Consider the following 13,524-nt stretch of genomic DNA (forward strand, 5'->3'; position numbering starts at 1 on the left):
CGGCACCACAGCCGACTTTTCCGGTGTCCAGCTCTCCGGCGATGTTGCTGACATGACTCCCTACTACCTCACCGTCTCCTACACCAACACCGGCAAGACGGAGATGTCCCAGCCCGACCTCATCAGCGACTTCTCCGTGGCGGGCGCGAACGGCCAGGCAGGCAAGCAGCTCGCCCTGCAGAACCAAGGCGGCCTGGCAAGCCGTGACGTGCCGCTCCCTTGCGACGGACCCCCGATCCGCGCGCTGGCGCCGGGTGACACAGCAGAGGTCTGCCAGACCTTCATGCTGCCCAAGGAGGCGACGCCCGCCTCCGTCTCGTACACGGGTGACGACAGCGGCACGCTCCTGTGGCAGGTCGCCAAGGGGAAGAAGGGCAAGGGGGGCAGTGACGGCGACACGAGTGAGGTGTCCGACGGCGTCCTGCCCGCACACAAGTCCGCCGACTCCGTATGGACGGACAGCAAAAGCCGCCCGGTCGCGGTACGCGCCACCCCCAAGAGCGTGCGCGCCGGAGCCATCACCGATCTGGGCCACTTCGATCTGGACGAGGACCAGAAGAAGCTGGTGCCCTATTACGTCACGATCGACTTCCGCAACACCGGCAAGCACGACCTGTTGCCGCAGATGCCGGACGGCGTCGTCCTCAACACCGCTGGAGGGCAGCCCGTCCAGAAGATGATGCTGCTCAGCGTCGGCGGTCCCGGTGTCGCCCAGTGCCCCGAGGCCGTGCCGGACAAGATGGTGGTCCCCAAACGCTCCGTCACCCTGTGCTCCGTCTTCATGCTGCCCAAGGGCGACCGACCCGCCAGCATCACCTACAAGGGCGACACTCTCGACGCTCCGACGATCACCTGGCGGGTCACCGTCAACAGACGGTGACGAGGATTCCGTCCTCGCCCGCGCGGAGTGTCTCCCACCGACCAACAGCACCGGGATCGGCCAGCCTGGGAACGAGTCTTGCGCTCTCGGCCCGATAGCGGCATCGCCGCATTCGTCTGACACCACCTCAAACATTTCAACGACCGCTTGGACCTCAGCCATCGAACCGGCTGACGAATACTGAGAACACGGAGCGCGGCACAGTGCACATAGAACGACACCGAGTGGGCGAAGCAGCGATTTCGGCAGCCCGTGACGACTTCCCCAACAGGATCGGCTCGATGGTCAACTCCATGTCGAAGGCCAGCCGGATGGGCACGTACGACTGGCAGCTGATCTCGGAGGAGTTCCTCGACTACCTGGGCGCGCTCTCCGCCGAGACTCCCGATCTCAACACGCCGGAGGCCAAAGCGATCCTTCAGGACGCCGCCGAGGCGGCTACCGGGGCTGTGTCGTACGCCGCGTACTACCCGTACAGCTACTTCACGATCTTCCTCAGCTACGTGAACTTCGGGATGAGCTACGACGTCGAGCCGGCCTCCGAGACAGACCCGGACGACTGCCGAGAATCCGTCACCGCAGGTGAATGGCTCGACGCCTTCTGCCTGTCGATCCTGGTCGACAAGACAGAACACCATGGCGAGGCATTCCATTTCGGCCGCGAAGAGCCCCAGGAGGGCGCGGCCGGGCGCCCCCCGGTCGAGCTGATCAACGGCCTCATGGCGTACGTGATCGGAGACACCGGAGACGACTCCAGCTATCCCCCATCCAAGGAAGAGAAGATTGCGGCGATCGACGCGGCGATCAGCCGGATTCACGCCCTGGACAACGCAAGCGACCACGCCTTCCTCGACCACCCGCACACCACTGCGCTGTTTGCGCTGCGCGCCTTGTCTGCCGGTGAACAGGAAGCCTTCCGCTCCGCGCTGACCAATCTGCTGCTGTCCCACAGCACCACGCCCGGTCCCGGCGCGGAGCCCCGAACCCTCCTCCCGCTCCTCCCGCTCGCTCTTGCCGCGCTCGCCTACCGCCGCAAGGGCTGGTCGCTACCGGTTCAGACGGACTATCTGCCGCGTGCGCTGGTCACCGGGTTCGAGGAATCCAGGCCGCGGGTGGGTGCCTTCGGCAGCAACCGACGCCCGGACGCAGTAGCTCACCTCACTTCAGGAAGTGTGCAGTTCGAGCGGCCGGAACACCCCAAGGTACTCACGGACGACAACGTGGCCTGGCTCGAAGGGAGCACGAAGGAGGTTCTCGACCCGAACCGCAAGGAACCGGTTTCTGCCGCGGATTGGTCGGACGCCATGCACGACCAGGAACTGCTGTTCCGGTGGCGTTCCACGCTGACGTCCGACATCACCGACGAGCAGTGGGAGAATCTCACACTGGCCTCGAGGTTGGGGGCCGGAGCCTTCCGTGCCGCCCGCGGCGAAGCCAGTCACGACTCGCACTACACCGGTGCCTGGCGTTGGCTCACCGCAGTCAACTTCGCGCTCATCACGGGGACTCGTGAGGACTTGGCCACCCTGGTTCTGATCGATCCGACGCTACTCGCCGACGGTTCCGCCTACGCGTCGTACTACCAAGCCCTCCACGACTACCTACGCAGCGGGGACCCCGAAGCGGCCACGGAGCGCGCCGTCCACGACTGCGCGAAGGCCCAGGGCGGGAGTTACTTGCCCCCGCCCACCATCCTGCTCTCCCAACTTGTCGAGGGCGACGAAGAGAGCTTCAACCTCGCCCTCCTCGACGCTCTCGAAGCCCATCGCGACCACTACCGTTTGGCCGACCGGGCAGAGGACTCCGATGCCGCGGTCAACCTTCACATCCTGGCCCTGACCTGCCACGCGCGCCGCAGAGGCTGGAACATCCACATCTCGTCCCCCTACCTGCCGGCTCGACTTCTCCAGGCCGCCAACCCTTTGTAAAGGTGTCCTCGACGCCGTACGCGCCGGCACCGGCCACGTGTACGGCGAAAGGGACCTCGCTTTCGCCGGCGTCTCAACGGCCGGTCTGATCGCCTGGTACTCGCGCAGCCACGTCCACGATGACGAAATCAGCGTGGTCCTCGCGCACTTCCCGCGGGTGTTGCGGCCCGGTGATCCGCTGCTGATCGGCTGCTACGTCGGTGAAGAGTCTCGGCTCAAGACGGAGGGCTACGGCGGCCGCCCGATGAACGTGTAGGTCCGTCGTCGCCAGCCAGACAAAATATGCGCGCCGGGAAGCCGTATCGCCACTTCCCTTGTGCACCGAGCCAGTTGTCAGAAGGCGCGCTGGACCCGCTGGCCTCGTCGAATCACTCCGGCAGGTGATCCGACCCTCCATAGTCCGGGCTTGAGAAGTCCGGGCTTGAGAAGCTCGGGCGCTGTCCGGTGGCAGTGCTTTCGCCATCCGGGCTACTGAACCCGGGCCTGTTGTAGCCGAGTTGAGGCATACGGCCCGCGGATCCTTCCCGGCCGTACCGCCGAGGGCTGTCGTAGGAGGGGTCCGCGAGCGCGTGCCTCAAGAACGGCATGATGCCTCGCTCCAGCAGCGCCGTCTCCCACGCTTCTCTGGCCCGGTCCACCGCCTCGTTGGCTCTGCCGTCTGCGCTTGTCTGCAACGAGGTCGAGCCATTGCGCAGAGCTGACATAAGTAGTCCGGCCACCGCGACGAGAATGCTCGCGCCGGTCAGCGCCGTGAATACCCAACCGGCCCCCACCAGGTGGTCAGCGATGGCCGGTGTGGGTTTGAGCAGCATTAGGAGGAGGCCGACGAGGAAGAAGAGCACGGCTGCGCATCCGGCGAGGACTGGGGCGAGCACGAGCATGACGGCGAGGAGTCCAGGGCCTACCACTTCCGTTATCCCGTCGGACTTTGCTTCGCGCCTGGTCCGCCGGGTACAGGCGGCCGGCGGTTGTGCGGGCGTGTGCGGTGGCCGTGCCCCCGCCCCCGTCGGCGCTTCGGGGCGAACGCGCAGGCCGATAATCGCTGCCAGCAGGCGACGGCCGTAAGACATCCCGGCCCACCGTTGCGGAGCTACTCCGCCGCTGGCCCACGGGCCTTCGGATTGTCGCGTGCCGAGAACGGTTTGGGCGAGACGACGCCCCAGGCTGGCTCGTGCGCGGCGGCCTGCCGCTGCCGGGTGGACGGACGGGGCCGGGGCGGAGGAGGCCGGGTTAGGTGATCCGCATGTCGTGTATGACGGCTCGTGTTGGATCGCCGTACCGCGCTGTTCCTCACGAACCCGCACGTAGTGGTCGTACTCCGACGCTGCGGCTGCCGCGATGAGGGCGGTCGCGTTCAACGCCATGGTGCGCAGCTGTTCTGGATTGAGCCGCTGGCCGAGGCCGGCCAGTTCGGGGCGGTCAGAAGCGGTGCGCAGCGCCTCGTCGAGGACGCTCTCGTACGTCTGGCGGTCTTCAGCCAGCAGATGTGGAGCGCTCTTCACAGCCCCTCCTCCCCGATCGCGGGGCCCTGGCGCCATCGTGGCCTGCCCGGGCCGTCAAGGCCAGGTGCCGTTCCGTCGGTCGGGGTTGCGGGGTGGGAAGCGTCGCTCTCAGAGCGCGTGGGGTCCGAGAGCTGCGGTTGATTTACGGGTGGCTCCGCGGGGGTCGGCTCGGGCGAACGTGCCTCGGCGCCCGCGTTGGCGGGCCGTCTCGGCGAGGGCATGTCCCGCCGGACGGGGTCGGTTAGGGGTGCGGCGGGTTCTGTGGCGGCCGGTTGTGTACGAGGTGGAGGCTCGCTCGGTGCGGTGGCGGGTGGGGGGATGGCAGTCTCTGGCTCGTCGGTTCCCGGCGTCGCGCCCAAGGCGCTGGTAGGTGAAGTCGTCCCAGCCTCTGCCGCCGCTCCCCCGGCATCAGCTGGTTGTCGGTTGCCGGTCACCGCCTCGTTCACCGTCTGGATGCGGCTGAGCTGGGTGAGCAGCATGGGCGCCGACATTCCCACCACGACGGCTGCGTACTCGCCGTTGATCTGCCCTGTCTCGCCCAACAGCGCAGCGGTACCGGCGCCCATGAGGCAGTGCACGAGGGCTGCCGCGATATCGACGGAGGGGTCGAAGTAGGCGAGGAAGCGCGGGCGGTTGTCCTGCGTTGGCTCCGTCGCCCCTGCCGCGACCGACTGGCGATGGGCAAGGCGGTCGACTCGCCAGGACGTGAAGCGGGCGTAGAAGTCCACGGCGCCCCGTAGCAGACCGCCTGCAGCCCCCAACAGGGCTAAGGTCGTGACGTCCACGGTCTCCCCCGGCTGGTGGCGCCGGCGTCTGGCGGCGAGCTAGCGAGTATTGGATGAGCGTAGAGCCGCGGACGAGTCGGATGGAAGGCCAACTGGGCTGGCGGGCACTCGTCGTTGACGGCAGTGAGCGGGCAGAGCTCATGGGTTCTGGGCCTCACCTGTCGTCGAACACACCTGACGACGACGGGACCTTCTCGCCGCTACTCGCTCAGCCCGACAACACACCAGCCACGCGTGGCTGCTTCGGTGAGAACTCGACCCCAGTCTTCCAGCAAGTCGCTGAATTCGTCGAAGTCACCTATCCAGGCGCCCGGTTGGGCAGCGTGTGCGGTGAAAGCCTCACGCAGTTCACCGAGTCGGGGCCGCACCCGCTCCCACGTCGCCGCAAGTTCCCGCGTGGTGTCCGGGGTCTTCGCCACGAGCAGGCCGTAGGCGACGCGAGGGTCGTCGCTGGAGAGGCCCGAATCAATGTGCTCGGCTTCGCCATCCAGCCCACCCCAGATCAACCCGCGGAGCAGTGAGTCCAGTTCGACCCGCATCAGCGGATCGGCATGGGCTCGGAGGGACTCCCACCGCTCTCCGGCCCAGAAGTGCGCCTTGAACGAACCTAGGGTGCGCCGGAATTCATAGATGCCGAAGCAGCCGCCGCCGGGCCCCGGCGGCCACACCCACTCCCCCTCGTCCTGCGGCGTGGCGTCGAGTTCCCACAGCCCTGTCTCGTCGTCGTACCAGGCGCTCCTCAGGCGTGACAGCCGCTCGCCAGGTGGGGCCTCTGCCAGCCATGCCCAGTCGACGGTCAACACAGTGATGTCCAGGCCCATGCGGTGAGGGTACTTACCGGATGTCTGGCATGGACCAGGCTCCCGCTTCAAGAGGGTTTATCGATGTCAGCGCTGATCAGCCTTGGGACGTGGCCCGAAGTATGGCGAGGCCGCCATCATCCGAACCTGTTGATTAGATACCTCTTCATTGCAGTGAACTCTTGAGGGCACTTCTGGCTACATTCCCCATACACACCACAAGCTGAAACGCACAGGAGGAACGCTGTCACGGAGCCCACAAGGGATGACTGGAAAAGAATGCGAAGGATCACTTCCCAAGTCCTTGAAGCTCGTTCGATGGAACATTCCTCGGCTATCTGAGCGCTATGACACAGGCCACAGAGGCTCCAATAAGGAGCCAGGTAACTACGCTTCCCGCAATCCCCCAGCCACCCAATGTGGGAACATCAGATGCCGCCCTTTTCTTGCGGACTCTCACCAGTGGATAAGGCTCGGACCAAAAGTACGCGGGAAAACCGAACCCAAAGACCAGCGAGGCAATGAGCCAGTATCCCACGCTGGTCGCCCTATGTTTAGTTCGGAAGATCATCCCAATCAAGGCGACAGCGCAGCAGATCAGTACGGGAATAGCTAGGTACGGCATCACCCGCCAGTACATGACTGGCACCAGGAGGTCCAAGCTCCCCAGCTCTCCAAGCTTATCCCGATCCCGGAAGGAGATCTGGCCACTCTCGGCGCCGAGCTCCTTCCGCATATCAGACTCGAACTGTTTGTTCGCCGGCTCCAGAGCATCGACCGGATAGCTGAGCTGCTTGTCCTGGAGGAACCCCGTCGACCAGGAAACACGGGCGTCACCAGAGTCAGAGCCGACAACGTCGACAACAGATACGTCGCCGCTTCGGGCGTCGCGCAGGAACTCGGTGGTGCTCACGTCACGGGGCAGGAGGAAAGAGCACAGCCCCGCAAATCCTGCCGTCAACACCAGCAGCGCTAGGACTCGGAATGCCCGGTCTGCGATTCGGGTAAAGTCCCCGATCTTCGACCCCGCGGGGGTGGCCACAATACTCACTTATCCGCCTACCGTAACCGTCCAGTAATACATCTGCCGAAGTGTCCCCGCCTGGCGCCCTTCCGCCCTGTCAGGAAATACATGAGTCAGAGATTCTAGACCTGTCTCATTGTAAGCCGCGAAGGCGACCGTGAAGGAGCGTTTCCGCCTATCGACGTTGACCACCTGGTATTCCTCATCCCATGAGCCCAACCACGCATCGGGAATCTTACTTCCCCACTTCCCCCCGGTAGTCATGCCTGCGAGGTCTTTCAAGAAATTGGTCTTGGGGTCTCTACGGGAAGCCTTCCCTCCCAGCTCTTTCGGGGAGACCTTGAAATCAGATCCTTCAATTTTCCGACTGAGGCTTTGGAGAAGTTTCCTGTTGTGCTTATTGCTTGCCAGTTGCCGTGTAATCAGGCTACCTGCCCCAAACACATAGCTGGCACCGTCCCCGTTCAACCAGTCATTGACGACGTCGTTCATGTCCATCTCCGACCCGACCCGCGCCAAGTCGGCGCAGGCAGCTGCCGATCCTGACGTAACCGACGCACCTTCTTGACAGGGGGAGGTGTTCTCAGCAAGGGCCATGACGTATTTCTCCATCTCAACAGCCATGGCTTTGTACAACCCTCCCTTGAATTTCTTCTTCAGGCTTCTGAATGCTGATTGGCAGGGCCCGTTGCAACCTCCGCCAACCGTGCCCGAACTCCCAACGCTGGCGGTTCCGCCTCCCCGCCCTCCACCCGTATGCCCGATACCGCCGCCGTTGGGCTTGTGCCCGTCGTTCCCATGCTTGGGGCAAGGGATGCCATCACCCCCGCACTTCAGTCCGAGGCCGCTGGGGTCGGCGTTCCTCAGCGGGTTCTGCGCTCCGTAGCTGTAGCCATTGAGGGACTGGGTGATATCGGTTTGCAGGAGCGGATCGACACTGATGAACTGCCCGACGCCCGGATCATATTCACGCGCCCCGACATGTGTAAGCCCTGTGCTGTCGTCGACCGGCTTGCCGAGGAAGCCCTTGTCGTCGGGCCAGGTGGCCGCCCCGGGGCCGCGGGAGGCGCCAAAGGGCGTGGTGTAACGCTTGGTGAGGGCGTACGTGCCGGCTTCCAGCGAGAGGCTGGACGTGCCGTGGTGGTCGGCGGCCAGGAAGCTGAGCTTGGAGGTACCGGAGGCCGACGTGCGGACGGCGATCGTCTGACCGCCAGCTGTGTAATAGCGGCTGCCGGAGAGAGTCTTGGTGCTGCCCTTGGCTGTCAGGTGGACCTCTGTAGCGCCAAGGTAGAGGACGGTCTCGCCGTCGCCCTTGGCTCGGCGGATGAGGAGCTCGCCGTCAGCGTCATACAGGTAGCTCGTCTCCGCGGTGTCTTCGAGGGTCTTGGCCAGCTTTCCTTCGCTGTTCCAGGCGAGGGTCTGCTGGGACTTGGGGCCTGGGCGCTTGGTGGTGTTGCCGGTCGCGTCGTACTCGTAGGTGCCGGGCTTGGCACCGGAGGTCTTGGTGAGCGGGTGGGGTTGGTTGGTGGGGGTGTTGCCGTAGTCGTAGGTGGTGGTGTCGTTGCCTGAAGCCTTGTGCTGGGTTTCGGTCTTACGCTGGCCTGCGTCGTTGTAGGTGTACGACGTCCAATACGGGGCCGCGCCGTCGATGTTCGCCACCGCGCGGCCGGACGGCGCGCAGTCAGCAGTCTTGGGAGTCCAGGCTTCGCTGAGGCGGCTGTGACCGTCGTAGGCGAAGCACTGGTAGTCGGGCTTGCTGGTGCCGCCTTGTGTGGTGGCGTCGAAGATCGAGGTGACGTTGCCCGCGTCGTCCTGGGTGAACTTGAGCTCCTGCGGCATGTAGCCGTGCACGTCGTCGGTGACGTAGGAGCGGGTCAGACGGCGCGTGCCGGCCTCGTAGTCGTAATTGAGGTATGCCTTCTTCGCCGAGCTGGTGCCGTCCTTGCCCAGGGTGAGCTGGCGCAGGTCGCCTTGGGGTGAGTAGACCGAGCCCAGGAGGTAGCCGGTAGTGCCCTTCAAGGTGAGTTGCTGGCCGGTCGCGTTGTAGGTGTAGCTGACCGTTTCCGCGGCCAGTCCGGCGACCGCGGGCTGTGATGCCTGACTGATCGTGCCGTCGAGGCGGTACCCGGTGGAGAAGGAGAGGGTTTTGGGTATGCCCGCCTGTACCAGGGGGTCGTCTTCGGGCAGTGTCAGCTGGCTGCCCATGACCTGGTAGAGGCTGTCGTACTGGGTGACCTTCTGCGTGTATGCCTTACCGCTTGTACCGCCCTCGTAGCGGACCGCGGTGTCCTGCTGACCCTTGGCGAGGCCGTCGAAGGTCCAGGCGGCCAGCTTGTTGGTATCCGTCTTCTCGGTCTGCCACATGCCGGTCTTGCGGCCGAGATCGTCATAGCCGTAGAGCAGCTTCTTCTCTTCGGCATCCTTAGCTGTTGTCGGCCGGTCGAGGGTGTCGTACGTGGTGATGGTCGTCCCCTTGTCGGGGTCACTCCCGGCAGTTTGGCGGCCGAACAGGTCGTAGGCGTAAGACCACTGGGCTTCGTCTTCGCCCGTGATGGTCTTCTGCTGACCACCAGGCGTGTAGGTGTACTTGGTCTTGGTGTAGTCAGCGCCGGTTGGCTGTGGGCCGCTGTATTCGCGACGCTGCGTCAACTGGCCACGTGCATTCGTGACTTCAGCGCTGGCCTGGCCGCCGTCGGGGGCGCTGGTGGCGACGGTGTCGCCCGTGTAGGTCGTGGTGGTTGTCCAGCGGGTGACTCCGTAGTTCTTCGTCACCTGTTTCGTCGCGCGGCTCGCACCGTCGTACGTGGTATCCGTCTGTGTCGGGGCCTGGCTGCCCTCGGTCTGCACGGGGGTGCCCGAGGGAACTGCCGTGTTGTCCCAGATGTCGCCCTGTGTGCTGGTCGCGAGGCCGCGGTCGTCGTAGAGCGTCAGGCCGATCAGTCGGCCGCCGACGGGGCTCGGGGTCTGGGTCTGGCGGGTGCGCAGGAGCGAGTCGAAGAATTCGTATGTGGTGTTGTAGCCGGAGCCGTCGCCCTTGAGGGTGCCGGTGGACACCCAGGGCATGGCGGTGCTGGTGACCTTGTAGTTGTAGACGTAGCTGGGGCTCGTCTTGTTCAGGACGCGGAGGCGGTTGGGCAGCCAGACCTGTGTGACGCGGCCGAGGCTGTCGTAGGTGCTCTCGGTGATCTTGCCGTTGGGGTCGGTGGCCTTGAGGGCAGATCCGGTGGCGAAGTCGACGTCGGTGGTGGTCTTGTACTGCTTGGCATCGCTGACGCTGCTGGAGGTCAGCGGGCCCGCTGCCTCAGGGGTGTAGGCGGTCGTGGCTGTCGTGAGGTCGTTGGTGTCCTTGACGATCAGGGGACGGCCGAGGGTGTCGTAGGTGGTAGTTGCCGTCTTCTGCCAGGCCGGTGTGTTGTCGCCACCGTAGGACTTCGCTCGGCCGACCCAGGTCGCGTCGCCCCTGGTGGGCTTCTGTGAGGCCGACCAGCTCGTGGCTGACGGGTTGTCGTAGACGGTTGCCGTGTCGGCGATCACGTCGCCGGGCTTCTCCGAGTCAGCGGGCAGGTTGAGAGCCGCGTCGCTGGTGGCGCATGTCTTGGCGACGCTGCGGGTGCGGGAGACCAGCGAGTTGATTCCCTTGGCGTCGTCGCGGGCGTACCAGGTGCGAGTGCAGGTCTCATCGTCCGGGAGGGAGTCGTCGCCTTGGTCCTCGACGGTTTCGGCCATGCCGTGGTCGTCGTAGGTCGTCTTGGTGGTGCGCACTCGGTCAGTAGGCGTGGTGGTGCTGGTGATGCGGGTGCGGGCGTGGGTGGCGGCGGTGCGCACGTAGTAGGACTCGGTGTCGGCGTAGGACTTGTGCTGGGTGGCGGTCCGCTTTGACCAGGGGTCGTTGATGGTGCCGGAGACCTCGTTGTCGCCGTTGTAGGTGACCTCTTCGCGGGTGAAGCCCGCGTACTGGTCGGAGTCGGTGATGTCGGCCGCCTTGATGCCGGGCACCTTGGCGGTCTTGCGCTTGTCGGGGTCGGGGGTCTTACCGTCCGCTCCCGCGACGCGGTCGCCGTTCATGCCACGCATGTAGACGGAGACCGTCTTGAGCTGGGCACTGTCCTTGTCACCGGTGAGGTGGGTGACCTTCTCGTAACCGCGCCAGATCGACCAGGTGCGTTCCTTGGCGGGGGTGAGCGGGTCGTCGTTGTAGTGCCAGGCTCCACCGCCGGAGTACTGATAGGTGTGCTCGACTGCTTCCGAGCCGCCGTGCGGGTCGGTGGTGGAGACCGCGGTGACCGGGTACTTCTGGAACCAGTCGAGGACCGGGGTCTTCTCGCCGTTGGGTGACCAGTAGACCGGGTAGCAGCGCTTGGTGTTCTCGTCGACCTTGGGCATGGTCTGCCCGGCCACGCACTCTGCGGGCGCGTAGGAGACGATCGTCTGTGCTCCGGTCTCCGAGGTGACGGTGCGCAGGCGAGGCTTATCCAGGGAGAGGATGTCGTCGGCCGCGCCGTCGACTCGGTTGGGCTGGAAGACGTGGGTGAACTTCACCGGGTCCAGGGCGAGGTCGGTGCCGCGCTTGCCGGTGTGCTTGATCTCGTCCAGCCACAGGGACTGGTCGGTGGTGTCTCCGGTGTCTCCGGGGTCGAGGTAGAGCTGCTTGAGCTCCCAGGTGTCCACGGGCGCGAAGTCGGGGGTTGCCGCAGCGGCGTCCCATGCCTTGGTGGTGATGCCGGTCATGCGCTTGCGGGTAAAGAAGGCCGGGCCGACGTTGCCGGTGCACTTGTCGCCGTCCTTGCATACGGCGTCGTACGGGACGTCCGGCCAGTTGTCGCGCTTGTCCTTGGTGAGGGCGTCACAGCCGGTACCGCTGGCCAGGCAGCGTTCGGCGTAGGCAAAGGTGACCTTGTTGGAGGCTGCGGGCTTGGCGGAGAAGAGAGCGCCGGCGCGCTGGCCGTAGCGGATCTCCTTGAGGTATCCGCCGCGGGTGTAGTCAGTGCCGGTGTTGTCGTCGCCCAGCTTGTCGTAGTTGTTGTGCTCGGCCGCGTACCAGTACGTCATGGCGTTGTCGTGGGTGTCCTCGACGAGGTCGAGGTTCCAGCGCCATGCCTGCTTCTTGTCGCGGCCCGAGAAGCTCGTGCCGTCGGCATAGCCGGGCTCGCCCTCGTCGTCGCCGAAGACCGGCGCCGTCCACACCGAATCGGTGCGGTCGTCCGAGCCCGCTCCATCCAGCTTGTTCAGGCCGAAGGTGTACGTGGTGCCGTCGCCCGTCGTGACGGTCCAGTACTCGCCATTGTCGTCACCGTTCTCGGCGCCCGTGCTGTGGGTGACCGTCGAGGCATCGTCGTTCTTCAGCCGCCACTTTCCGGTCGTGTCGTCCTTGACCATCTCGGTGGATTTGCCGTTGAGGACGAGGGAAGCGTTGTCGTACTTCCAGCACAGGTCGTACTTCTTGTCCTGGCCGTCGTCGTCGCAGGAGCCGTACTTGCGCTCGATGTAGGAGGACGTGAGGTCGAAGCCCTCGCCGATCGCGGTGCCCTGGTTGTTGGTGGAGGCGGTGCGGCCGTCGACGCCGCCGGAGTCGTAGGAGATCTCCAGGCCGGGGGTGGGGCCCGCAGCGGGCGGCGGGGTGCGCAGGGGGTACGACCACGTGAAGGTGCCGGAGGAGCCGCCGGCTTCCCAGGTGGAGGAGGCTGCTAGTGGAGTGGCCTTGTAGTCGCCGGCACCGGACTTGGTTCCGGCCGCGAGGGCCAGGACCATCGTTTCTCCGGTCGCCGACTCACTCTTCGAGGCAGGTGCGAGAGAGAGGGAGGTGCTCAGCTGCTGGGCGCCGCGGTCGTTGGTGAACTCGAGCGAGTCGCGGGTGCGGCACTGGGCCTTGGCCGGGTCGTCGAGGGCACAGGACGGGAGACGCAGGGCCTGCAGACGACCGGCCCAGTCACCGCCGTAGGCCGAGGCGAATGCCCTGTAATCGAGGCCGAGTTCGGCCCGACCGCCCGCCTTCGGGCCGGTGACGGTGAGCACGACGCCCTTGACGCCCAGCTGCTTGGCTTCACGCTGGCCGAGGACCTTCACCTTCACCTCGGGGGCGGCCGCCTCCGACCGGCTCTTGGTCGCCTTCGGCGCGGTGAGCGTGAGCGGCAGCGAACCTGGATCCGCTTTCGCCTGCCCCGACTTGGGCAGGGTGAGGGTTGCTGTCCCGCCCTTGGGCCAGGTGACGGAGTGGTTCTGGTCCGTGCGGGCGCGCCTGGCCGCTGCTCTGTCGGCTGCGGCGGACTTCGCCACGACGTCCGCGCTCTTCTTGTTGAGCTTCGCGGTAAACGGTGTGACCTCCGCGGAGCGCGGTGCCTTGAGCTTCGGCCGTCCCAATGGATCCGTATCCGCGGCGAACGCCACGGGGGTGAGCAGTCCCGGCAGCAGGGCAAGGCCGGTGACCGCGGCGATGTGCCGGGGCCATGAACGTCTCGCAGGTCTCTTGATGCCACCTGTCCGGGACAGACCGAAGGCAAGCAGTTTCATCACGCGTCTCCTTGCGTGCGGCCACCCCGAGGTCGGTTCGATGGCCGCACGCCGTAGAGAGTCAGCTAGAAGCAGTTGAGAGGGCGGGAGTGGGGGCT

Annotated in this window: 7 protein-coding genes; 3 read left to right on the forward strand and 4 right to left on the reverse strand. The window is 65.5% G+C overall.

Translation table 11 applies throughout. The features are described from left to right. Nucleotides 1–52: 52 nt before the first annotated feature. The 3 genes from ACQB60_RS10140 (at nucleotide 53) to ACQB60_RS10150 (ending at nucleotide 3,064) form a co-directional block, all read left to right on the forward strand. The gene (locus tag ACQB60_RS10140) at nucleotides 53–880 is read left to right on the forward strand and encodes a hypothetical protein (RefSeq protein WP_496925511.1); all 828 of its coding nucleotides are present in this window, start codon (nucleotides 53–55) and stop codon (nucleotides 878–880) included. A gap of 293 nt (nucleotides 881–1,173) precedes the next feature. Next, nucleotides 1,174–2,808, forward strand: coding sequence for an immunity 49 family protein (locus ACQB60_RS10145; protein WP_496925512.1), 1,635 nt, complete (start codon nucleotides 1,174–1,176; stop codon nucleotides 2,806–2,808). A gap of 37 nt (nucleotides 2,809–2,845) precedes the next feature. Then, complete coding sequence (locus ACQB60_RS10150) at nucleotides 2,846–3,064, forward strand: hypothetical protein (RefSeq protein ID WP_496925513.1); 219 nt, start codon at nucleotides 2,846–2,848, stop codon at nucleotides 3,062–3,064. Between the two features lie 112 nt (nucleotides 3,065–3,176). Here the strand turns inward: ACQB60_RS10150 and ACQB60_RS10155 are convergent, their stop codons facing one another. The 4 genes from ACQB60_RS10155 to ACQB60_RS10170 form a co-directional block, all read right to left on the reverse strand. Continuing rightward, nucleotides 3,177–4,310 carry a hypothetical protein gene (locus tag ACQB60_RS10155; protein WP_496925514.1) on the reverse strand — a complete coding sequence of 378 codons (1,134 nt, stop codon included), beginning with the start codon at nucleotides 4,308–4,310 and terminating at the stop codon, nucleotides 3,177–3,179. Between the two features lie 985 nt (nucleotides 4,311–5,295). Beyond that, complete coding sequence (locus ACQB60_RS10160; RefSeq protein ID WP_496925515.1) at nucleotides 5,296–5,916, reverse strand: hypothetical protein; 621 nt, start codon at nucleotides 5,914–5,916, stop codon at nucleotides 5,296–5,298. A 313-nt stretch (nucleotides 5,917–6,229) separates the two neighbouring features. After that, nucleotides 6,230–6,946: a hypothetical protein gene (locus ACQB60_RS10165; RefSeq protein ID WP_496925516.1), complete on the reverse strand. Its 717-nt coding sequence runs from the start codon at nucleotides 6,944–6,946 to the stop codon at nucleotides 6,230–6,232. Further along, nucleotides 6,947–13,426 carry an RHS repeat domain-containing protein gene (locus ACQB60_RS10170; protein WP_496925517.1) on the reverse strand — a complete coding sequence of 2,160 codons (6,480 nt, stop codon included), beginning with the start codon at nucleotides 13,424–13,426 and terminating at the stop codon, nucleotides 6,947–6,949. Nucleotides 13,427–13,524 lie beyond the last annotated feature (98 nt).

The organism is Streptomyces odontotermitis (genome assembly GCF_050510915.1).
Classification (GTDB): Bacteria; Actinomycetota; Actinomycetes; order Streptomycetales; family Streptomycetaceae; genus Streptomyces.